The organism is Octadecabacter temperatus (assembly GCF_001187845.1).
Classification (GTDB): domain Bacteria; phylum Pseudomonadota; class Alphaproteobacteria; order Rhodobacterales; family Rhodobacteraceae; genus Octadecabacter; species Octadecabacter temperatus.
Genome location: NZ_CP012160.1, coordinates 2,078,844 through 2,101,066 on the forward strand (window position 1 = coordinate 2,078,844; position 22,223 = coordinate 2,101,066).

24 protein-coding genes are annotated in these 22,223 nt (G+C 55.1%); 15 read left to right on the forward strand and 9 right to left on the reverse strand.

What is annotated here, in order from left to right; all coding sequences use genetic code 11:
- The first annotated feature begins 8 nt into the window (after nt 1-8).
- From OSB_RS10445 to OSB_RS10455, 3 genes are all read left to right on the forward strand, one after another.
- A complete protein-coding gene (locus OSB_RS10445; protein WP_049834947.1) occupies nt 9-341 on the forward strand; it encodes a cupin domain-containing protein in 333 nt (110 codons plus the stop codon).
- A gap of 36 nt (nt 342-377) precedes the next feature.
- Nucleotides 378-1,259, forward strand: a complete 882-nt coding sequence (locus tag OSB_RS10450) for an NAD(P)-dependent oxidoreductase (RefSeq protein ID WP_049834948.1) — start codon at nt 378-380, stop codon at nt 1,257-1,259.
- 76 nt (nt 1,260-1,335) lie between these two features.
- Nucleotides 1,336-2,079: an SDR family NAD(P)-dependent oxidoreductase gene (locus tag OSB_RS10455; RefSeq protein ID WP_049834949.1), complete on the forward strand. Its 744-nt coding sequence runs from the start codon at nt 1,336-1,338 to the stop codon at nt 2,077-2,079.
- A gap of 44 nt (nt 2,080-2,123) precedes the next feature.
- Here OSB_RS10455 and OSB_RS10460 read toward each other — a convergent pair whose 3' ends face one another.
- The 3 genes from OSB_RS10460 to kduI are packed head-to-tail and all read right to left on the reverse strand — an operon-like array spanning nt 2,124 to nt 4,713.
- Nucleotides 2,124-3,167 (reverse strand): Gfo/Idh/MocA family protein, encoded by a 1,044-nt coding sequence (locus OSB_RS10460; RefSeq protein WP_074202260.1) that lies wholly within the window; start codon nt 3,165-3,167, stop codon nt 2,124-2,126.
- Nucleotides 3,164-3,889 carry a 2-dehydro-3-deoxy-D-gluconate 5-dehydrogenase KduD gene (gene kduD, locus OSB_RS10465; protein ID WP_049834951.1) on the reverse strand — a complete coding sequence of 242 codons (726 nt, stop codon included), beginning with the start codon at nt 3,887-3,889 and terminating at the stop codon, nt 3,164-3,166. Before kduD ends, OSB_RS10460 begins: the two co-directional genes overlap by 4 nt.
- Nucleotides 3,886-4,713 carry a 5-dehydro-4-deoxy-D-glucuronate isomerase gene (kduI, locus tag OSB_RS10470; RefSeq protein ID WP_049834952.1) on the reverse strand — a complete coding sequence of 276 codons (828 nt, stop codon included), beginning with the start codon at nt 4,711-4,713 and terminating at the stop codon, nt 3,886-3,888. The genes kduD and kduI overlap by 4 nt, the downstream gene beginning before the upstream one ends.
- 314 nt (nt 4,714-5,027) lie before the next feature.
- Between kduI and OSB_RS10475 the strand changes: the two genes are divergently transcribed.
- Together OSB_RS10475 and uxuA are read left to right on the forward strand one after the other, a co-directional pair.
- A complete protein-coding gene (locus tag OSB_RS10475; RefSeq protein WP_049834953.1) occupies nt 5,028-5,990 on the forward strand; it encodes a sugar kinase in 963 nt (320 codons plus the stop codon).
- 82 nt (nt 5,991-6,072) lie between these two features.
- Nucleotides 6,073-7,221 carry a mannonate dehydratase gene (uxuA, locus tag OSB_RS10480; RefSeq protein ID WP_049834954.1) on the forward strand — a complete coding sequence of 383 codons (1,149 nt, stop codon included), beginning with the start codon at nt 6,073-6,075 and terminating at the stop codon, nt 7,219-7,221.
- 69 nt (nt 7,222-7,290) lie between these two features.
- Here uxuA and uxaC read toward each other — a convergent pair whose 3' ends face one another.
- Nucleotides 7,291-8,697, reverse strand: coding sequence for a glucuronate isomerase (gene uxaC / locus OSB_RS10485; RefSeq protein ID WP_049834955.1), 1,407 nt, complete (start codon nt 8,695-8,697; stop codon nt 7,291-7,293).
- A gap of 103 nt (nt 8,698-8,800) precedes the next feature.
- On the opposite strand from uxaC, the gene OSB_RS10490 reads away from it, so the two are divergent.
- From OSB_RS10490 to OSB_RS10505, 4 genes are all read left to right on the forward strand, one after another.
- Nucleotides 8,801-9,319 carry a redoxin domain-containing protein gene (locus OSB_RS10490; RefSeq protein ID WP_049834956.1) on the forward strand — a complete coding sequence of 173 codons (519 nt, stop codon included), beginning with the start codon at nt 8,801-8,803 and terminating at the stop codon, nt 9,317-9,319.
- Between the two features lie 150 nt (nt 9,320-9,469).
- Nucleotides 9,470-10,453 (forward strand): TRAP transporter substrate-binding protein, encoded by a 984-nt coding sequence (locus tag OSB_RS10495; RefSeq protein WP_049834957.1) that lies wholly within the window; start codon nt 9,470-9,472, stop codon nt 10,451-10,453.
- A gap of 85 nt (nt 10,454-10,538) precedes the next feature.
- Nucleotides 10,539-11,099, forward strand: a complete 561-nt coding sequence (locus tag OSB_RS10500) for a TRAP transporter small permease (protein WP_049834958.1) — start codon at nt 10,539-10,541, stop codon at nt 11,097-11,099.
- A gap of 1 nt (nt 11,100) precedes the next feature.
- Nucleotides 11,101-12,423, forward strand: a complete 1,323-nt coding sequence (locus OSB_RS10505; protein ID WP_049834959.1) for a TRAP transporter large permease — start codon at nt 11,101-11,103, stop codon at nt 12,421-12,423.
- Nucleotides 12,424-12,514: 91 nt separating this feature from the next.
- On the opposite strand, the gene OSB_RS10510 is transcribed toward OSB_RS10505, so the two are convergent.
- From OSB_RS10510 to OSB_RS10530, 5 genes are all read right to left on the reverse strand, one after another.
- Nucleotides 12,515-13,576 (reverse strand): DUF1513 domain-containing protein, encoded by a 1,062-nt coding sequence (locus OSB_RS10510; protein ID WP_049834960.1) that lies wholly within the window; start codon nt 13,574-13,576, stop codon nt 12,515-12,517.
- Nucleotides 13,576-14,529, reverse strand: a complete 954-nt coding sequence (locus OSB_RS10515; RefSeq protein ID WP_049834961.1) for an imelysin family protein — start codon at nt 14,527-14,529, stop codon at nt 13,576-13,578. The genes OSB_RS10510 and OSB_RS10515 overlap by 1 nt, the downstream gene beginning before the upstream one ends.
- Nucleotides 14,530-16,062 carry a di-heme oxidoreductase family protein gene (locus tag OSB_RS10520; protein WP_049834962.1) on the reverse strand — a complete coding sequence of 511 codons (1,533 nt, stop codon included), beginning with the start codon at nt 16,060-16,062 and terminating at the stop codon, nt 14,530-14,532.
- Between the two features lie 75 nt (nt 16,063-16,137).
- Nucleotides 16,138-17,397, reverse strand: a complete 1,260-nt coding sequence (locus tag OSB_RS10525) for an imelysin family protein (protein ID WP_049834963.1) — start codon at nt 17,395-17,397, stop codon at nt 16,138-16,140.
- Between the two features lie 9 nt (nt 17,398-17,406).
- Complete coding sequence (locus OSB_RS10530; RefSeq protein ID WP_049834964.1) at nt 17,407-17,901, reverse strand: hypothetical protein; 495 nt, start codon at nt 17,899-17,901, stop codon at nt 17,407-17,409.
- A gap of 208 nt (nt 17,902-18,109) precedes the next feature.
- Between OSB_RS10530 and OSB_RS10535 the strand changes: the two genes are divergently transcribed.
- From OSB_RS10535 to OSB_RS10560, 6 genes are read left to right on the forward strand one after another with little or no spacing between them, the layout of a single operon-like run.
- Nucleotides 18,110-18,496: a Fur family transcriptional regulator gene (locus OSB_RS10535; RefSeq protein ID WP_049834965.1), complete on the forward strand. Its 387-nt coding sequence runs from the start codon at nt 18,110-18,112 to the stop codon at nt 18,494-18,496.
- A gap of 28 nt (nt 18,497-18,524) precedes the next feature.
- A complete protein-coding gene (gene zrgA, locus OSB_RS10540) occupies nt 18,525-19,232 on the forward strand; it encodes a zinc uptake protein ZrgA (protein WP_049834966.1) in 708 nt (235 codons plus the stop codon).
- Between the two features lie 12 nt (nt 19,233-19,244).
- Nucleotides 19,245-19,946, forward strand: coding sequence for an ABC transporter ATP-binding protein (locus OSB_RS10545; RefSeq protein ID WP_049834967.1), 702 nt, complete (start codon nt 19,245-19,247; stop codon nt 19,944-19,946).
- Nucleotides 19,943-21,193: an ABC transporter permease gene (locus OSB_RS10550; RefSeq protein ID WP_049834968.1), complete on the forward strand. Its 1,251-nt coding sequence runs from the start codon at nt 19,943-19,945 to the stop codon at nt 21,191-21,193. The genes OSB_RS10545 and OSB_RS10550 overlap by 4 nt, the downstream gene beginning before the upstream one ends.
- Before the next feature lie 18 nt (nt 21,194-21,211).
- Complete coding sequence (locus OSB_RS10555; protein WP_049834969.1) at nt 21,212-21,715, forward strand: DUF3299 domain-containing protein; 504 nt, start codon at nt 21,212-21,214, stop codon at nt 21,713-21,715.
- Complete coding sequence (locus OSB_RS10560; protein ID WP_049834970.1) at nt 21,709-22,221, forward strand: DUF3299 domain-containing protein; 513 nt, start codon at nt 21,709-21,711, stop codon at nt 22,219-22,221. Before OSB_RS10555 ends, OSB_RS10560 begins: the two co-directional genes overlap by 7 nt.
- The last annotated feature ends 2 nt before the right edge of the window (nt 22,222-22,223 follow it).

Consider the following 22,223-nt stretch of genomic DNA (forward strand, 5'->3'; position numbering starts at 1 on the left):
AACGCGAAATGACCGTAAAGAACTACTTTCCTGGAAGCGAAAACAAACTGTTCGATGCTGGCGGCGGGCTGACACGCAAGGTCGCTGCGTACAACGACAATGCGATGTGCGTCGAAGTACACTTTGAAAAAGGTACCGTGGCCGCGCTTCATAGCCACCCGCACGAACAGATTACCTATGTCATTTCGGGTAAGTTTGAGTTCGCAGTCGGCGACGAGACTTACATCGTTGCGGCCGGTGACTCGCTCTACAAACAACCCGACATCATACACGGTGCAACTTGCTTAGAAGCAGGCACCTTGCTGGATATCTTCACACCACACCGTGAAGATTTTCTCTGAAACAATAATTAGAAAAGACTTAAGGGAGAACTTGGCATGGCCAAACCTACCATCGGATTTATCGGACTCGGCCTTATGGGCGGCAATATGGTTGAGAACCTTCAGAAGCGTGGCTTTGAGCTGGTTGTTATGGACCTCAACAAGGACGCTGTGAAAGCGGTTCTTGATCGCGGCAACGCGACGGAAGCGTCCACGCCAAAGGAACTTGCTGAAGCAAGTGACATCGTAATGTTGGCACTGACGACATCCGACGTTGTTGAAGCATTGGTTTACGGCGACCACGGCATTCTTGCAGGCATCAAAGAAGGGTCCGTGCTGATCGACTTCGGCACATCCATTCCTGCATCGACGCGCAAAATTGGTGCTGACTTGGCAGCCAAGGGCGCTGGCATGGTTGATGCACCGCTCGGCCGCACACCTGCACACGCCAAAGATGGCTTGCTCAACATTATGGCTGGCGGCGACAAGGCGACCTTCGAAAAGGTTAAGCCTGTCCTCGACGAGCAAGGCGAAAACGTCTTTTACATCGGCGCACTCGGCACTGGTCACGTTACCAAGCTCATCAACAACTTCATGGGCATGACAACAGTCGCCACCATGTCACAGGCGTTTGCCGTAGCTGACCGCGCTGGTGTTGATCGCCAACAGTTGTTCGAAATCATGTCGGCTGGCCCGTCCAATTCACCGTTCATGGGCTTCTGTAAGAACTACGCCGTTGATGGCGTCAGTGACTTGGGCTTCTCCATAAACAACGCCAACAAAGACCTTGGCTATTTCCTTAAAATGGCAGAAGACCTCGGCACACGGGCTGAGATCGCAGAAGGCACATCGCACAACCTCCAAGCGGCGGTCGACGCGGGCATGGGTGAAGGCAATGTTCCTGAAATCTTTGACTACTTCATGACGCTTAAAAGCTAATCTAAACAACAAACGCATACTCCGGCGCTCATGAAAACATGACGCGCCGGACAACAAGAAACGGAAAGGGTTCCTTATGAAACTCGCAGGAAAGACAGCGATCATCACAGGCGGTGGCCGTGATATCGGTGCGGCAACAGCAATTTTGCTCGCCGCTGAAGGCGCGAACGTCGCGATCAATTACTTCGCCAGCTCCAAAGGGGCCGACGAAACAGTTGCGACAATCAAAGCAGCGGGCGGCAATGCCATTGCTTTGCAGGGCGACCTGAGAACCCAAGAAGGCGTCGATGCGCTGGTGAACGCAACGGTTGCCGAATTTGGCAGCGTCGACGTTCTGGTCAACAATTCCGGCGGTCTGATCGCACGCAAGACCTTCGCTGAAATGTCGCTTGAGCACTTCAATGACGTGATGTCGTTGAACCTTACAAGCACGTTCCTGATGATTAAGGCTGTTGGCCCGCACATGAAGACAGGCGCGATTGTGAACATCGCCAGCCAAGCGGCACGTGATGGCGGCGGCCCCGGTTCCGTTGCTTATGCAGCGTCCAAAGGTGCTGTCATGACAATCACACGCGGCTTGGCCAAAGAGCTTGGCCCTAATGTGCGTGTGAATGGTCTTTGCCCAGGCATGATCGACACGGATTTCCACAACATCCACACACCAGACGCAGGTCGTCGCGGCTACGAAGCAGCAGCTCCGATGAAACGCCAAGGTTTGCCTATAGATGTGGCCAACCTTGTGCTGTTCCTCGCCTGTGAAGACAGCGCGTTCCTGACTGGCACAAACGTTGATATCAACGGCGGTATGCTGTTCAGCTAAACCAACTTTGGGCAGCGCGGTTTAACTGCGCTGCCCAAACTAAATCACCCTGGCATTTCGACTTTTCGTCCCGTCCGTGACGACACCTCAATCGCTTCAATCAAGCGGTGAGACGCCAGAACATCGCGCCCCGTCGCAATCGGTTGGCTGCCCTTTCGGACCGCCCCGATAAAATCCTCGATCATTGCCTGATGTAGATCGTGCTTGGACACACTCGCCGCACCCTCATCGGTGACAGCCTCTGGCGTCATCGGGTGCGTCTCGATCCGACCATCCCGCCAAGACACCACCAGCCGACGCCGTTCAATTCGCAGCGACCCGGCCGCAAAATGGAGCGTGATCGTTTCTTCGCGATGTGGGAACGTCGCGGTGGTCGCGACAAGCGAACCAACCGCGCCATTGGTGAACTGCAATCCTGCAACCGCGAAATCTTCGGCCTCCATACTATGCAGTGGCGTCGTTGCCGTCATCGCCTGTACTGACATCACCGGCCCAGTCAGGCTAAGCGCAAGGTCAATCAGATGGATCGCTTGCGTAATCAGCACGCCTCCACCGTCGCGCTCGTAGGTCCCGCGTCCCAGTTCGTCGTAATAGGTTTGGTCGCGCCAAAGCGCGGCGGCGATCTCAACATGCCCAAGCGCCCCAAGTTGGCCCTCATTAATGACCTGCACGGCTGCAGTCGCCGCAGGCCCCATGCGATGCTGCACCAATATGCCAAGTTGAACATCCGCCGTTTCGCAGATTTCAACGACCTGCTCAGCCTCGGAAACCGTTCGGCCAATCGGTTTTTCCAACAGAATATGTTTACCGGCCTGCGTCAGTTGCGTGATCAGATCGATACGCACGCTGGGCGGCGTGGCAACGATCACAACATCCACATCTGCGTTCTCTGTCACCTCGGCCAGATCAGATGTGAAGTTCGGTTGTTGTGCCTTCAGGTGCTTGGCCAGCCCACTGGCTTTGGGAACATCGCGCACGACAACCGTGTGTAAGCGCGCGATGTTATTCGCGCCTTCAAGCGCCGCCAGATGGGTCGGTGCAATCATGCCCGCACCAATCAGGGCGACACCTGTGCGCGGATTACTCACCGTGCCAACCATCCACCGTCAACGTTCAAGACGGAACCGTTGATGTAGTTTGCAGCAGGCGAGGACAGGAACACCGCCGTTTCCGCAATGTCATCCGCTTTCCCCCAACGCCCTGCTGGGATGCGGTCAAGAATGGCTTTGTTGCGATCCAGATCCGCACGCAACGCTTCGGTATTGTTCGTCTCAATATACCCCGGTGCGATCGCGTTAATGTTCAGCCCCTTGGCGGCCCACTCATTGGCGAAAATTTTGGTCAGCCCCGCCACACCATGCTTGGATGCGGTGTAGCTTGGGACACGAATACCGCCTTGGAAGCTAAGCAATGAAGCGATGTTGACGATCTTTCCGGTACCTCGTGGCAGTGCCGCTTTTGCGAATGCCTGACAGGTAAAGAACACCGCCTTCAGGTTTACATCCATCACGTCGTCCCAATCAGTCTCCGAAAAATCAACGCTATCATCGCGACGAATAATACCTGCGTTGTTCACAAGGATATCGATCTTACGATCCGCAAAAACATCCCGTGCAGCCATTGGGTCAGCGAAATTCAAAGACAGGCTTTCTCCGCTCTCGATCAACCCGACGGTTTCATCACAGTTTGAACGACCCGCGCAAATTACGTGCGCACCTGCGCGGCCCATCGCGACGGCAATCGCTTGGCCGATGCCCGTGTTAGCACCTGTTACCAATGCTGTTTGACCAGCTAGCGAAAACGGGTTCATCGCAATTCATCCATGGCAACCATGTCCATGTCGGTGAAGTCGACGTTGTCGCCCGCCATCGCCCAACAGAACGTATAAGACGCCGTACCAGCACCGGAATGGATCGACCAAGGCGGCGAGATGACCGCCTCTTCATTGCCCATCACAATGTGGCGCGTCTCGCTTGGCTCACCCATGAAGTGGAACACGCGTGCGTCTTCTGGAACGTCAAAATACAAGTAGGCCTCCATGCGGCGGTCATGCACATGCGCGGGCATCGTGTTCCAAACGCTTCCCGGTGCGAACTGTGTGTATCCCATCAGCAATTGGCAGGACCGGCAAACATCTGGGTGCAGCAGCTGAATGATCACCCGCTCGTTGGCGGATTCCTTTGCGCCAAGTTCCACGCGGCGCGCATCGGCAATCTTGATCAGCTTTGTCGGGTAGGTTTGGTGCGCCGGAGCAGACGTGATGTAGAACCGCCCCGCCCCGCTGAATTCGATCTTTCCCGCGCCCATACCGATATAAAGAACCTCGCCGTTCTCAATCGTATAGGTTTCGCCTGCAACGGATACCGAACCCGTTTCCCCGATGTTCAAAACAGCCATCTCGCGGCGTTCAAGAAAAGTCGCCGTTCCCGTTTCCGCCATATGATCCAACGTCAGGGCTTTTCCAGCAGGCACAGCGGACCCAAGGATAAAGCGGTCATAATGGGTGTACACGAGGTTGATTTCGCCATCCTCAAACAAACCATCCTTGTGGAAATGCTGACGCAATCCATCGGTATCAAACGCCTTGGCAGTGGTCGGATCAATTGCGTAACGTGTTTCGGTCTTAAGTGTCATGAAGTTCCCTTTCAAAGGACGTCGCGCGCAACGCGCGAGAGAAAACAGTCGAGGTCTGGCGTGTCGCAACCGACAAAACGGCTAACTTCAACGCGAATATGGTCTGGGCAATCAAACAGAGCTTGGAAATGAACGTTTTGCCTGCACAGGCTGCTGCAAAATGCTCATTTTAATGCTCCTCTGATTTGCTATATCTTTTGATAACTAACTTAGGAAAGTCCAACATTTTTGCGCCATTCGACTGGCAAAACCACAGGACTTTCAATAACTGGTATGATAGTATACCAGTTCCGCAAAAGGAAGCCCTACGCACCATGTCCTCGCTCTTGAAACATTCGACCTCCTCTACGAAAGCTGACCAGTCCTTGCGGTTCGTCTCCATTGGCGAATGCATGGTTGAAATGGCACCAACCATTAACGCAGACGAATACAAGCTCGGGTTCGCGGGCGATACATTCAACACGGCGTGGTACGCTAAAGCCTTGTTCCCAAGTTGTCAGTCGCGCTTCGTCAGTCGCGTCGGAACGGATGACGCATCTGACAAGATGCTTGATATGATGGCGCATGCAGGCATCGACACGGAACACATGTTGCGCAGCCCTGATCGCTCGGTCGGGCTTTACCTCATCAGTCTAAACAACGGCGAACGCAGCTTTTCGTATTGGCGTGACTCGTCTGCAGCCCGGCAATTGGCCGATGATGCCGCAGCACTAAAGGCCGCAACAGACGACAGCGACGTGATCTATTTTTCTGGAATCACTATGGCCATTCTGGATGCAAAGGGGCGTGAAACCCTGCTTGATACCGTTGCGAAAGCACGCGCGGACGGCAAAACGACCGTCTTTGATTCCAACCTGCGCCCACGTCTTTGGGACTCGCCAAAAACCATGTGCGACACCGTGATGCGTGCATCCGCGGTCAGTGACATTGTGCTGCCGTCATACGACGACGAGGCAGATCATTTCGGCGATGCCAACATCACAGCCACCCGCGACCGTTACCTGGCCACCGGTGCCACGACCGTCATCGTTAAGAATGGTGAAGGCGATGTGCACTTCACACACGGTGAACAATCCGGCCATGTGTCGCCACCTGTTGCAACCGCCGTCGTCGACACGACATCTGCGGGTGACAGTTTCAACGCTGGTTTCTTGGTTAGCCTTCACCAAACTGGGTCTGTTCGCGGCGCGATCTTGAAAGCCGCCCAAGTCGCCGGGCACGTGATCAGTCAAAAAGGCGCGCTTGTGCCCCTGCCCGCGGATTTTATCGGAACCTAAAGGACAGAAAATGACGCCCCCGGCACCAACCAGCGCAATCCCGATAAGCGACGACACTATCGCGAAACTCAAAGGATAAGACATGAGAGAAACTTGGCGTTGGTTTGGCCCGTTTGACGCAATCACCCTGCCCGACATCGCCCAGACGGGTGCGGCGGGTATCGTCACTGCCTTGCACGAAATCCCTTACGGCGAGGTCTGGTCGCAAGACAGCATCGCAGCGCGCCACAATGAGATTAAAGCAGCGGGTTTCACATGGGATGTGGTCGAAAGCCTACCGATCCATGAGCGCATCAAAAAAGGCGAAGGCGATCTAAGCACGTTGTTCGCCAACTACCGCCAATCCATGGCCAACCTCGCGGCCGAGGGTATCAAGACCATCTGCTACAATTTTATGCCAGTTCTCGACTGGACCCGTACGGACCTTGCCGCACCCGTTGCCCGTGGTGGTACGTGCCTGCGCTTTGATGCTCCAAAAATGGCCGCATTCGAAATCCATATGCTTGGGCGCGACGCCGCCCGCGATGAGTTTTCTGAGGCGACGATCACAGCCGCCGATGCTTGGTTCCAAGCCAGCGACGACGCTGCACGCGACGAGCTTTTGCGATCCATTATGTCCGGCCTGCCCGGCGCGTTTGATCGCTATGACATCCCGCAACTGCAAGCCGCCTTGGCGGCTTATGACGGCATCGGACGTGACGAGCTGCGACAGAACTACAAACGTTTCTTGGAAGAAATCATTCCGACAGCCCAAGACCTTGGCATGAAATTTTGCGTTCATCCCGACGATCCGCCGCGCGACATTTTGGGCCTTCCTCGTATCGTATCAAACGCCGATGATATTGCTTGGATCATGGGTGCGGTTGATGCACCTGAAAACGGGTTGACGCTGTGTTCCGGCTCCCTTGGTGCCAACCCTGTCAATGACGTTCCCGCAATCGCACGCACGTTCGGAGACCGCATTCATTTCGCGCATCTTCGCAATGTCGCCAAGGAACCGAACGGCTCATTCGAGGAAGCGCCCCATTTGTCGGGCGACACGGACATGGTCGCGTTGATCGACGAATTGCTTGAGGCAGAAAGCCGCAACCAAACGTCGGTCCCCTTCCGACCTGATCATGGGCACGACCTGTTGAATGACGCAGCGTTGAAAACCCAAGCTGGCTATCCGATTGTCGGACGCCTGCGTGGACTTGCCGAACTAAGGGGCGTGATTGCCGCGCTAAGCTAACGGATTTTTGAATCGGCGACGTGCGTGAAGCCTGTTGTGGCAATGTAGGTTAAGTCAGCCAACAGGCGTTCAAAATTTGTAGGCCTTCTTGGCCAAGCCATACGCAAGATCATGCGCCACGTCCGGTGCTTCATCCAAATCAAGCCGCCCCGTTGCGACCAAAGTCGCCAAAAACGCGCAATCCACGCGCCGCGCCACGTCATGGCGCGCAGGTATCGAACAAAACGCGCGGGTGTCATCATTGAATCCAACCGTGTTGTAAAAGCCGGCCGTCTCCGTCGCGGTTTCGCGAAACCGTCGCATGCCTTCAGCACTGTCGTGGAACCACCAAGGTGGGCCTAACTTCAACGCGGGATACACACCCGCCAATGGTGCCAGTTCACGTGCAATCGATGTTTCGTCCAAGGTAAACACAATGATCGACATGCTCGGTTCTTGCCCCACCGCATCAAGCAGCGGCTTTAGCGCGTGAACATAGTCGGTGCGTGTTGGAATATCGTAGCCCTTGTCACGGCCAAACTGCGCCATAACTGCGTCACTGTGGTTACGGAATGATCCAGGGTGGATTTGCAGAACCAACCCGTCATCCAAACTCATCCGCGCCATCTCGGTCAACATATGCCCACGAAAGGCATCCGCTTCATCTGGTGTGCAGGCCCCACGAAGGGCTTTATCAAACAGCGCTGCGGCAACATCCGTAGGTAGATCCTCAGTGCGCGCATTCGGATGGCCGTGATCCGACGATGTCGCACCAAAACTTTTGAAGAATGCGCGGCGATTGCGATGCGCGGCCAGATAACCCGCCCATGTTGTCGCATTCTCGCCTGCCATCTCACCCATCTTTTCGACGTTTCCAGCAAAGCCTTCAAAGTCTGGGTCAACAACGGCGTCAGGGCGATAGGCCGTAACGACGTTGCCGGACCAACCGCTTTTGCGGATCATCTTGTGCCAACGCAAATCATCTATCGCGCTTTCAGTGGTTGAGATCGCCTCAATATAGAAACGCTCAAACAACGCGCGTGGGCGATAGGCATCTTGCGTCAGGCAATCTGCAACTTGGTCATAAATTTCATCCGCCGTTTGCGTCGATAACCGCTGCGTTACACCGAAAACCTTCTGCAACGCGTGATCGACCCAGATGCGAGACGGCGTGCCGCGGAACAAATGATAATTGTCCGCAAAGAGGCGCCAAATTTTACGCGGGTCCTGTTCCGTTTCGCCCCCATCCATACGCGGCACGCCCAGCGCCTCAAGGGGGATACCTTGTGAATTCAGCATGCGGAAAACGTAATGATCCGGTGTCACGAACAGCTTTGCGGGATCGGGAAACGCGTTATTCTCAGCGAACCATTGGGGGTCGGTATGCCCATGCGGGCTAATGATTGGGAGGGATTGCACGTCCTGATAAAGCGATCGAGCAATGTCGCGCACGGCGGGTTCAACCGGAAATAAGCGGTCTTCGTTCAATAATGCCATGACATCCCCCTAAAGCCCTGTAAACTGGTATCCTAGTCCCCAGAGTGTTATCTGTCACTCCGTAAACAAGCCCTACTCATTGCAAACAATTGGAGCCATTCAAATGCCAACGCCAAAACCAGTCGCCGATAGTATCCTTGCGCCAATGTCATTCCCCCGTGTCGGTGGTGGCGAAATTACAGTTGGTGGGGACACAGAAAACTGGACGCTTCTTATCGTCTACCGTGGCAAGCACTGCCCGCGTTGCAAGAAGTACCTCAATGTTTTGAATAACATGCGAAACGATTGGACCGACGCTGGCTTCGACATTGCCGTTGTCTCAGCAGATTCGCTCGAAAAGGCGCAAGCCGACCAAACAGAGTTCGGTTGGGACTTCGATCTCGGCTATGGGTTGAGCGAGGCACAGATGGATCAACTCGGCGTATACGTTACCGACCCCCTTTCCCCTGCTGAAGCTGACGGCCGCTTTGCTGAGCCCGGCACCTTCGTGCTGCGTCCAGACGGCAGCCAAATTATTGTTGCGATTTCAAATGGTCCCGCCGTGCGCCCTGACCTGTCAGAGCTTCTAGATGGTATGATTTTCAACAAAACAAACGACAGACCTGCCCGCGGGAAAGTCTAAACTCACAGGCATGTTAAGTTTCTTCGCCGCTTCTGGCACGGGTTTGATTGACTCACCGCCGATCTGGCAATACTAGTATACCTGTTGGCGACCCGACTGGTTCATTCACGTAGGGTCAACTTGCAAAAACAATGTATCTGGGAGGATCACATGACTAAAGGTTTCACACTTAGCAGTGCCATCGCTGGCAGCTGCCTAGCACTCGCATCTACAGCAGTTTCCGCTGAAGAACTTCGCGGCTGGAACATCCACGTAGAAGACTATCCGGTATCCATCGCGATGGAATCGTTCGCAACTGAAGTTGCGGAGCGTACTGGTGGTGAACTGACTGCTAAAACATTCCACAACGGCGTTCTGGGCAGCCAGCCTGACGCGATCGAACAGCTTCGTCTTGGCGTAATCGACTTTGGTGAATTCAGCCTTGGCCCATTCGGTACATCTGTACCTGAAGCCAACGTTGTTTCTTTGCCATTCATCTTCCCATCCATCCCAGCGATGTATGAAATGATGGACGGTGAAGTCGGTGAAGCAATTTCTGAAGGCATGCGTGCACGTGGCGTTGAGCCTCTCGGTTGGTACGATGCTGGTGCTCGTTCTTTCTACAACTCTGTACGTCCAATCAACACACCTGCTGATGTTGAAGGTCTGAAGATCCGCGTCATGTCCAACGATCTGTTTGTTCAGATGGTTGAATCCATGGACGGTAACGCGACACCAATGGCATTCGCCGAAGTGTATCAGTCTATCCAGACTGGCGTTGTTGACGGTGCGGAAAACAACCCACCATCCTACGAGTCAACTTCCCACTACGAAGTTGCTTCCTTCTACTCCCTGACTGAGCACTTGATCATTCCTGAGTGTCTCTGCATGTCCAAGATCACATTCGACGGTCTGACAGAAGAGCAGCAGACAATCCTGAAAGAAGCTGGCGCGAACTCTGCAACATTGCAGCGTGAACTGTGGCAGGCCCGTGAAGCGGCTTCCATGGAAATCGTTGAAGCTGGCGGCACAGTCGTGAACACAATCGCAGACAAAGGCCCGTTCCAGGACGCAATGGCTCCAGTCTACGACGGCTTCCTCGAAGCGAACCCTGACCTTGCTGATCTGGTTAACCTGATCCGCAACGGCGGCTAAGCACCTTTGCTTTTGTAGGCGGCCCGTGCCCTGATGTGGCATGGGCCGTTTTGCAATCCACCAACAAAATCCACGAGGGGCGACTATGAGTAGCCGGAAAACCATAATTGAGCGGTGTGAAACCGTGCTCGCAGGGGTCCAATGGGCCAGTATTTTCACAGCATCTATCGCCCTAGTCGTCTTGATCGTCACGTTTGGCTGGCTGGTGTTTGGCCGCTACGTTTTGAACGTAACACCGACTTGGGTTGAACAATTGGCCCTTATGCTCATCTGTTACATCGCCTTTCTGGGCGCCGCCGCTGGGGTCCGCGATGACACCCACCTTGGAGTGACGCTGTTCCGCGACATCACCCCAATCCACGTCCAAAAGACTGTCATTATCATCATTGATTTCATGCTCGCCACGTTTGGTGCCATCATGTTCTTGGCTGGTACGCAATTAATGGCATTTGGTTGGGACTCCCTTATTCCGATGCTGGACGTTCCAGAAAGCTTCCGCACGATGGCAATCACCATTTGTGGCGCTCTGATCGTTCTTCACGCGGGCTCACGCGGTATCATCCGCATTCTTTCTTATTCCGATTGGCTCCCAGACCCAGAAGCCAATACCGAAGCCAAAATCGACAATTCCGGGCAGGAGATCTGATATGGGCCTTACAATTCTTATGCTCGTCTTTGGCGTTGGCGTCGTTATCGGCATGCCTGTCGCCTTTGCGATGGGTATCGCTGCAGCGTCCGCCTTCTGGTACGAAGGCTTCCCGATGCTCATCACCTTCCAGCGTGCGACAGCTGGTGTGTCTGTTTTCTCCCTTCTCGCCATTCCATTCTTCGTATTGGCTGGTGAGATCATGCTGCACGGCGGTATCGCCGTGCGGCTCGTAAAACTCGCCTCCGCGCTTGTCGGTCACCTCAAGGGTGGTCTCGCGATGGTGAATATCTTCTCGTCCATGTTGTTTGGCGGGATTTCTGGTTCAGCGGTTGCTGACATTTCAGCGCTGGGTTCGATCCTTGTGCCGGTTATGAAAGAGCGCGGCTATCGCCCTGACTTTGCGGTGAACGTCACGGTGACGTCATCTATCGCCGGCATCGTCATTCCACCGAGCCACAACATGATCATCTTCGCTGTGGCGGCTGGTGGCGGGATCTCGGTGTCCAAGCTGTTCCTCGCAGGGGTTATCCCCGGCATGATCATGTGCGTCAGCCTTGCGATTGCAGCCTACGCTATGTCGGTCAAGCACAACTACCCGTCCGAGCCCTTCCCCGGATGGAAAGAAGTTGGCCGCAGTGCCGGTGACGCGATCCCAGGTTTCTTGACGGCTGTCATCATCGTTGGTGGTACATTGTCGGGTATCTTCACAGTAACAGAATCCGGTGCATTCGGCGCGATCTACGCGATCCTGCTTACCACGTTCTTCTACCGCAGCCTGACATGGGAATCCTTCAAGACCGCCATTGTCGGGACTGTACGGACAACGTCGATGGTGATGATCCTTATCGCATTCGCCAGCTCGTTCGCATATCTTCTTGCGCTTTACCAAGTGCCTGCAACTCTCAGCAACGCACTCGTAACGATCTCTGACAACCCGATCATGATCCTGTTGATGATCAACGTGATCCTGCTGATCCTCGGTATGATCATGGACATGGCAGCACTGATCCTGATCTGTACGCCGATCTTCCTGCCAATCGCCAAGGGACTTGGCATGGACCCAACCCAGTTCGGTATCATGATGCTGATGAACCTTGGTTTGGGGCTGTGTACGCCACCAGTCGGGACCTGCCTGTTCGTTGGGTGCGCCGTCGGTAAGATCAAGATCGAGGAAGCGCTTAAGTCGATCTGGCCGTTCTATCTGGCTATTCTCGGTGCGTTGATCCTTGTTACCTATGTGCCTGCGGTTTCGCTCTGGCTCCCATCGGTAGACTTCTCGGTCGTATGGCTTTGGATTTCGAACTTGGTGCCGTTCATCTAAGAGAGCAGCATCACGGTTAACAAAAAGACGGCCCCGCAGTTTTCTGCGGGGCCGTTTGCTTTTCTAGTCTGCCGCCTGAGCTGTGTTCACGTTACACGTTACCAACCGCCACAAGATGATTGTCCCAAGACAGGTCATGGGATGACAGCAATGACGCGTCGCCTGCCAATTGGTAGACCTGCCCTGCCCCGTTCGTCAGAACCATATCGCGCCCTAACGCAGATACGCCGCAAACATCACGGTTCGACATCCGTTCAAGTATCGCGCCGCTTGCGGCCTCAAAAATCTGCGCTTCGCCGGCCCGCGGCGATGTGATCGCGACCCGCGAACCATCCCCAGAAAACGCGACGCTACCCACGTAGCCTTCAACCTCAACCCCGTCGCCCATGTATTGCATTGGACCATTGCGGGAGTGCGTGGCAACCAAGGGCGGCGACGTCGCCATATCCCCCTGCCATTGCATCCCAACGGCAACCAGCCCATCTGCACGCACGCTGAGATGCCGGATACTGGCCAGATGATCATCTGGTTCGATTTGCTCAATCAACCGCCCGTCGAATTCCAAGTAGCTTAGGTTTGGGCGCATCGTTGGAATGTTTAGCTTTTCACGCCCCGACGCCGGATGGGTATCAATCCCGCCATTGGCGACAACAAGGGTTCCGTCTGGCATCAGGCGCAAATCATGGGGACCGACCCCGTTTGATGGCATCTCGGTGACGCGCACATAACCATGGCGTGCGTCCCAAACGCCAATACGGCCTTGGCCCAGTTCATAATCGTTCTCTGTGGTGAATAACAAATCACCCGTGGCATCAAACGTACCGTGGCCATAAAAATGTCGCCCCGACGGGCTGTTCAGGCGCGCAATGACATCGCCACTTTGGCAATCAAGCACCACTGCATAGGTCCCTGGCCTGCGGGCGAATGCCACGGCGTGAGGGCGTGTTGGATGCGCTGCAGCAGCGTGTCCGCGTGTGGGCAGTGGAATGCGAAACCGCTCCGCCCCCTGCCCGTCTAGCCCCACCAGCACATATGCGCCGTCAGGCGTGCGCGCTGCCGACAGGAACGACGGATTGCCCGCGTCGGCCCATGTCGCAGCGGGCGCAATTCCACTTGCGATCAGCCCAGCTAGAAATCCACGACGGGTCGCCATCAATCACCGTCCAGCGAATTGAAGCCCTCGATCACGCCCAGCTCCGGCCCAAGCTCCTCGCCCAAGAAAACGCGCACCTCAGCAATCCGTTGTTGCAGTGCCTCGACCTTAAAGCGATCCCCAGCATTCGCCACGAGGCTCAAATCTGCGCTGCCCTCGAGCGTAGAGATTGAGCCAACTTGCGCTTGCACCGCTTCAAACTTCTCTTGAAGCGCGGCAGCAAGCGCATCGCCGGACAGGATCAGAGAAAGCTCTTCAAGGCTGGAAAGCGACACCGAAATATTCGCCAATGACCGGCCCGATCGCCGCATTTCCGCACGTGTCGGTCGCGGACGGTCGAACGTTCCAAGGGGCCTGCCCAAACGCATATCAGCGGTGAAATCCAGACCCGTCGTCAGCGATTTGTAAAGTTCCTGAAGGGCCTCGGTATCATCACGATACGTGTCATTTCCGGTCTGACGCATCAGGTCCACGTAGCGATCTTGCCAATCGGTTTCGATCGCTAGCGCCGTTTCAAACGCATCATCTGCTAGGGCAGCGATCAGTTCACATCGCCCCACCGCATTCGCAAACGCCGGATCAAACAGCAAGAATTCCATCGCATAAAACCCGCGCCCCGCAACGGAGGCATCGACGATCGCGGGCGCGTCATCGGCCAAAAGGCCTCGTAACGCCGTGGGCGTAGACCCACGTGGATCAGGCCAGAACGCGAGTGAAAACGCACGACTATCTGCTTCGGTCGGGCCAAATCGCAAATGAGAAACTGCGATCCACGCGGCGGCGGCATCGTTCCATTCATCTTCAACTGAACAGGTCTGCGCATTCGCTAGGGCTTCACTCGCTTCCGTCAACGCAGCAAACTTGGGCAAGATGTGATCGTCCAGTGCGGCATCAATACGCGGGTCAGCAATGGCAAGCGTTGGCGCGAAAAGCAGGGCTACGACATACTTCATTTACAAGCTCTCCAAAAAACCAATCAACGCGGCGCGGTCTTCTGGCGGTAGATCAACAACGCGGTCCCGCGCAGCTTGCGCTTCTCCGCCATGCCACAACACGGCTTCCAACAGGTTGCGCGCACGTCCGTCATGCAAAAACTGGGTATGCCCCGAGACCTGCTCGGTCAACCCGATCCCCCATAAAGGTGGCGTGCGCCATTCCCGGCCATTGGCAATCGCTTCTGGGCGGTTATCGGCCAACCCATCGCCCATGTCGTGCAACAGCATATCGGTGTAGGGCCAAATGAGCTGGAAGCTTTGCTCAACCTGATCTTCCAGTCGATGCGTCACGAACGATGGCTGGTGACACCCGACACACCCGATATCGTTAAAAACCTCTTTGCCGCGCAACACATCATCACTGCCTGCATCGCGCCGCGCGGGCACACCAAGGTTGCGGCTATAGAACGTCACGAGGTCAAGGATTTCTTGATCGACTTCAAACACCCGCGCATCCCCGTCGCCGTGCGGTGCGTTGATGCAGTCCGTCTGCAAGTTGGTACATTCGCCTGCACCGTTGGGATGTAGCGGGTTGGATATTCCGATGTCACCTGCAAAGGCCGCAGCGGATTGTTCCAGAATTGATGGCGAACCTGCTTTTAATCCAAAGCGGCCCAACATTGGCCGATCATAGACTTGCGACCAGACGATATTAGGACGGCCAGAAATGCCGTCACTGTCCGCGTCATCCGGATCAGCAAGAGCAAGGATATCTGCTGCAGGAATTGCCTCAAGCAAGCCAAGCCCAATCATCTGCGGGGCAATCCGTGGAGACAACATCGCGCCGTCAGCCAAGGGGCCATATCCAAGATCGGCGGCCGTATAGGTCGGGGCGCGTAAATTTGCGGTTTCGCCGCCCGCCAAAGCCACTTGGATTTCTTCATAGGAAATCTCAAGTCGGTATTCGGCAGCAAGGCCTGCCAATGAAAAGTCTTGCAACTGCGAACCGTAGATCGGGTCACCCTGCGTCGCGTGATATCCGTCGATTGCATAGGGCGCGTCCACAGATGGCACCGAAACCCGTAAGAACATGGAAATAGCCGTATCATCTTCGCCTTCGGGGGCATGCCCGCGACCGTCTTTGATGTGGCAGCGCTGGCAGGATCGCGCATTGAACAGCGGGCCAAGCCCGTCTGACGCCAATGTTGAGGACGGTGAGGACACCCAGATTTTACGGAACAAACCGTTACCGACCTTAAACAACAACTCATCCTCAAACGTGATGTTGCCAGACGGCATGCTGAACGCGTTTGCATCTGACGTTACACGAACTGTCGCGGCACCTGCTGGACGTTCCTCAAACTGTTGGGGCACGCTGAAATCAGTGCTTAGGGCTGTAACGTTCGCAATACGTGCCTGTTCATCTTGCGTTCGCGCAACAACGTTTAGATGCGGATCACCCGAGATGAGCGCATAACGATCCAGTTCCGCCACGGCAAACGGGGTGGTCAGGAGCAAAATCATAGCCGCAAAGATGAAACGCGTATTCATAGGTATTGGTATCCGAATAAGAAACGGCATGCGCTGCGAGATCCCGCGGCGCATGCCATATTTGGTGATGGCGCTCTATTGGAAAACGGCATCCGGGTCGTCAAGGCTGTCGGAACCCTCAATCGCGACGTCCCCAACCGCGAGAGCACCAACAATCCGTTCAATGCTACGCGTCTGATCGATAAACGCGTTCACACCACCCATCACCAAATCTTCGCCAGCCGCGTTGCCCGCTTCAAGCATCTGGTCGTAAGCAAAGCCAGCTTCTGCCGCATGCTTAATGTCGCCCAGCTCGCGCATCGTTGCGGACAGCTTGGTGCGCATTTCGACATCCAGTTCGCCATTCGTTTCAGCAACGAGCTCCGCGAGGGACGCACCAGAAACGACTGAACCGTCGATCCGTGTGTAGCTGCCAAGGTAGACGTTCTGCACACCCAATCCGTCATAGTAGTGATCGTTGTGAGTGTTGTCGGCAAAGCAAGAATGCTCTTCTTCTGGGTCGTTCAGCATGACGCCAAGACGCATGCGTTCACCGGCCACTTCACCGTAAGACAAAGATCCCATTCCAGTCAGCATTGCGGACAGACCAGCTGTTTCGTCAGCCAGCACTTCAACGCGCGCGTCGCCCTCAACGCCCCATTGCGCCGTCATCCATTCAAGATCAGACACCAACAGATCAGTCGCCGCCTTCAGGTAGTCAGCACGACGATCACAATTGCCGTTCGTGCAGTCTTCACCGGAGGCATAATCTGTCCATGCGCGGTTGCCAGCACCAGTGCCGTGGCCGTTCAAATCTTGGCCCCACAACAGGAACTCGATTGCGTGGTAGCCCGTCGCAACGTTTGCTTCTACGCCATCTGCTTCGTGCAGCTGACCTTCAAGGAACGCAGGTGTGATCTCGTATGCGTCGATTTCTTCACCGGACAATGTGAACGACGGGTTCGCGATGACGTTTAGTGCTGCGAATTCGTTCTCATCGGACGGTCCACCATAGGATGCGTCAACGTAATCGATCAAACCTTCGTCCAGCGGCCAAGCGTTCACCTTGCCTTCCCAGTCGTCAACGATCGCGTTGCCGAAACGGTAAACTTCAGTCTGCTGATATGGAACACGGGCCGCAAACCAAGCGGCCTTCGCAGCTTGCAAGTTGCCTTCTGACGGGTCCGCAATCAACGCATCGACTGCCGTTTGCAGCGCTTGGGCCGTTATAAGGCTGTCTTGATATTTCGCTTCAGCGATGTTGGCGTAGTTCGTCAAAACCTCAGATGCATTAACGTCGGCGAATGCCATAGGAGCAGCGAACGACAGTGCCGTGGAAAGTAGGATCTTCTTCATGGTGTTCCCTTAGTGGATTGTTTTTGAAGTTGGGTTGCTCTCAAACGCAACGCGGGTCGCGTCGCGTGGTAATTCCGCCAATGCCATCCGCCGCAGCGCCAACCCAAACGTCTGGGCGAGCGCAGCCATGGGCAGGCACAAATCGGGTGTGACGATTAGACTGGCAATCAAGGCTGCGTCTTCGCGTTTGCACTCGGACGCATAGCCGATGAAATTCGCGATACAGCTTTCATCCGCACCAAGGCATTTGCAATTAATGTCATGGCGCATAAGCGGGCGTCGGCCATGTCGCACGCACAGATCAAAAATCTGGGCCAAAGCGCTGGCCGCCTCGAACCCGTGCTTTTCGCCAAGAACGCGGTGGAGGTCGGCCTTGGTTTGCCGTTGCCCGTCGATCCCTTGCGACCACAGCCGCCAGTAGATAACCGCCGCTGCTTCGACTGCGTCTAGCTCGCCCAGATGACCGACTGGCGCGCCGCCTCGTGATATGGTTTCGTGTTTCATACTGAGTACCTGACAAAAATAGTCAGAACTGTAAACCCTATAAAAATACTCAGGTATAATTGAACAAAGCAGCCTCCAACCAACACCATGGCCAACAGACCTGACAGAATCACCCAATCCTGCGCATTTCACAGCGTACAATTTACAAACGTTGTGATTTGTTACTTTATAAAATAACAAACTACTGACACCGATGGAGATAGATCAAATGCGCAAACAAGCAGCCGTTCGGCAGTCTGACGTTCTCAACATCCTGAACGATCAAGACAAACCCATGACAGCCTATGCCATTCTGGATCGCCTAAAGCGCGAAGAGCCTGATCTTGCGGCCCCAACAATTTACCGCGCACTGGCCGCCCTTACCGACCAAGGACGCGCGCACAAACTTGAGTCCACCAAGTCATTCGTGCCGTGTCGATGCGACCACCATTCTGCGGTTCCTGTCCTCGCCATCTGCGAAGATTGTGGAACCGTTGAAGAGCACGACAGCTCGCCCCTGCTAGCTGAGCTATCCGCAATCTCAAGCAAATCCAAATTCACAGCCACGCGCCATATCGTTGAAATGCACGGGCTGTGTGACGAATGTTCTGCCTAATTTTCCCGTTTTCAACTAGGAACTCCCAATGAAAATTCTATCCTACCTCGCCCTGACAACAATCATTGCCGCACCTGCACTTGCCCAACAAACGCGCGAGTTGGACAGCCACGAGCACGGTGTCGGCCAACTCGATATCGCAATCGAAGGATCACAGATCGCAATGCAACTGCACGCCCCTGGCGCTGACATTGTTGGTTTCGAATACATCGCGGAAAGCGCAGAAGATGTTGCCAAGGTCGACGCTGCATTGGCGGTTCTGGCGCAGCCACTTGATCTTTTTGGCACACCGGACGCAGCTGAATGCACCGTTCTTGAAGCGCATGCCGAACTGGAAAGCGAAGACAGCCATGATGACCATGATGACCATGATGACCATGATGACCATGATGACCATGATGACCATGATGACCATGATGAAGATGGTCACGAAGAAGACAACCACGCTGATCATGAAGAGCACGAGGCCCATGACGACCACGGCGAAGACGATCATGATGAACACGACCACGATGATCACGCAGATGAAGCCGACGCAGGGTCCCACACCGAATTTCACGCGGAATACCTACTTGAATGCGGTGACATCTCGGCCCTCAGCGAGATTTCATTCGCCTACTTCGCTGTCTTCCCAAATGCTCTCGAAGTTGAAGTACAGATTGTATCAAACGCGGGCGCGACTGCATTTGAGGTTGAACGCGACTCTCCAATGTTGGACCTTAGCGATCTAAACTAATCGGAGTGATCGTTGCCAACACCGCCCCCCACCCTTGAGTTAAAGGACGTCCAGTTTCGCTGGCCGGGGCGGGCACCGTTTGAGCTATCGGTGCCTAAACTGGCATTGGCACCTGCTGAAACGGTGCTGTTGTTGGGCGAAAGTGGATCCGGAAAATCGACACTCCTGTCGCTGATTTGCGGAACAATCACCGCACAAAGCGGCAGGGTGGCGGTTGCGGGCACGGACATCTCATCTTTGTCTGCCGGTAAACGCGATCGTTTTCGCGCCGAACAAATCGGCCTTATCTTTCAGCAGTTCAATCTGTTGCCCTTTGCCAATGTGCGCGACAACATCTTGCTGCCGCTTCGGTTCGCACCAGACCGCGCCGCGCGGGTGTCAGACCCCGAAACCGAAGCAGAAACACTGTGCCGCGCGTTGGGATTACCCAACAACGTCATGAACGAACAAGCGGGCAAGCTAAGCGTGGGCCAACAACAACGCGTGGCCGCAGCACGCGCCTTGATCGGCGCACCGCCCCTAATCATCGCAGATGAACCCACGTCATCGTTGGACGCGGCAACACAATCTGCGTTTCTTGAATTGCTGTTCTCGCAATCTCGTGCGCACCGCTCAACCGTGTTGATGGTCAGCCACGACGCACGCCTTTCAGATCAATTTGACCGCGTTATTCATATGGATGATGTCGCTCAGACAGACAGGAACGCGGCATGATCCTGCGTCTGGCCTTTGCATCGCTGTTGGCACGCGGCTTGACCGTCGCGATGACCATTTTGGCGATCGCCCTGTCGGTCATGCTGTTCTTAGGCGTTGAAAAAGTTCGCACAGGCGCCAAGGCCAGTTTTGCCGACACTATTTCGGGGACGGACCTGATTGTCGGTGCGCGATCTGGGTCAGTTCAGTTGCTTTTGTATTCCGTATTTCGCATCGGCAATGCGACCAACAACATGACGTGGGAAAGCTATCAAGACATCGCCGAAAACGACGCTGTTGATTGGATCGTCCCGATCTCATTGGGCGACAGCCACCGCCAGTTCCGCGTCATGGGGACAACCACGGCGTTTTTCGAGCGCTACAAGTATCGCTCAGGCCAATCCTTAGCTGTGCGCGACGGCGCGCTCATGGATGACCTGTTTGATGCAACGATTGGGGCCGATGTCGCTGAAACACTAGGCTATTCCATAGGTGACCCGATTGTTGTGGCCCACGGATTGGCCTCATTTTCCGAACACAAAGACCAGCCATTTCGCGTCTCGGGGATCTTGGAAAAGACCGGAACACCTGTGGATCGCACGGTCATTGTCAGCCTCGAAGCGATTGAGGCGATCCACGTTGATTGGCAAAGCGGCGCGCAAATTCCTGGCCAATCGACACCTGCGGATGTGATCCGCCAGATGGACCTACAACCCCAAGCCATTACGGCGGCCTTAGTCGGTGTAAAAGGTCGCCTTCAGGTGTTCGGATTGCAACGCAGCATCAATGAATACGCGCAAGAACCGCTTCTCGCCATTCTTCCCGGCATCGCGCTTCAGGAACTTTGGCAGATCGTCGGGATCGCGGAAACCGCACTGATCGCCGTTTCAGCCATGGTCATCGTGACGGCATTGATCGGCATGATGGCGACCATCTTTTCCAGCCTTAGTGAACGACGCAGAGAAATGGCAATCTTTCGGGCGATGGGCGCGCGGCCACGGGTAATATTTAGCCTGCTGGTGCTCGAAGCCACCGTGATGTCCGCGATTGGCGCACTGCTTGGCCTTGCCTTGCTCTACCTCGGCCTACTCGTCGCGCAACCATTGATCGACAGCGCATTTGGCCTGTGGATTCCCATCACCGCGCCCAGCATGCGCGAGGGTTGGGTTCTCCTCGCAGTTATCCTCGCTGGCGCAATTGTGAGCATGGTTCCTGCAATCAGGGCTTACCGAATGTCCGTTGCCGATGGTATGATGGTGCGAATTTAACGCCGCAGGAGCCCGTTAATGAACATATCACGTCGCAAATTGATGGCGCTGTCCGCAGCAAGTGCCGCATTGCCGAAGGCCGCGCTCGCCAATCGCGCAACGGAAATCACTTGGGACGATTTGATCCCGCCAGGTGTTCCCTACTCGGAAATCATCGGCGAAGGCGTGATGGATGAACGCAACGATCTTTGGCTTCCCCAGTTTGACGCGAACGCGACCAAACTTAATCCCGCCCTCGACGGGGCGTACATCAAGATGCCCGGCTATATTCTCCCGATTGAGTACTCAAACACGGGCGTGACCAATTTCGTTCTGGTGCCCTATGTCGGGGCCTGCCTTCACACGCCCCCTCCGCCGCCCAATCAGCTCGTCTTCGTAAACACAATTACACCGTGGCCTTCTGACAACTTGTGGGACGCGGTCTGGGTCACAGGCCGTATGCAACATGACATCCAAACGACGGAGGTCGCGGAAACGGGTTATGTTTTGGAGGCAGAGTTTATGGAAATCTATGTATGGTAACCCTACCGCCAAATCGACGTTCATTGCTTGTCGGCTTAGCGGCACTTGCCTGCGCCCCCCGCGGCGCACTTGCCGATGACGTTATAGATTTGAAATGGCGTGATTTGGTTCCGGAAACGGAAATCCCTATTCCGCCCTCCGTCCAAGGACTATTTGAGCACGACGAAACAGACACCCTGACAAGCGAGCAACCCCGTTCAAGTGGCGTGCGGACGGATTGGAACGGACAGGTCGTCAGCCTTCCGGGGTTTATCGTGCCAATCGACTTTTCAGGCTCAGGCGTTACGGCATTTATTCTTGTTCCATATGTCGGGGCCTGTGTTCACGTGCCGCCACCACCCGCCAACCAGTTGGTGTTTGTCACAACGTCAAAGCCCTACGAAAGCTCCGGCATGTTTGAAGCCGTCACCGTCGTGGGCATGTTTGGAACAGCGTCCACCTCGACGCAGCTTGCAGACATTTCCTATGCACTCTCGGCCGATTCAATCGAACCCTTCCCCACCTAGAC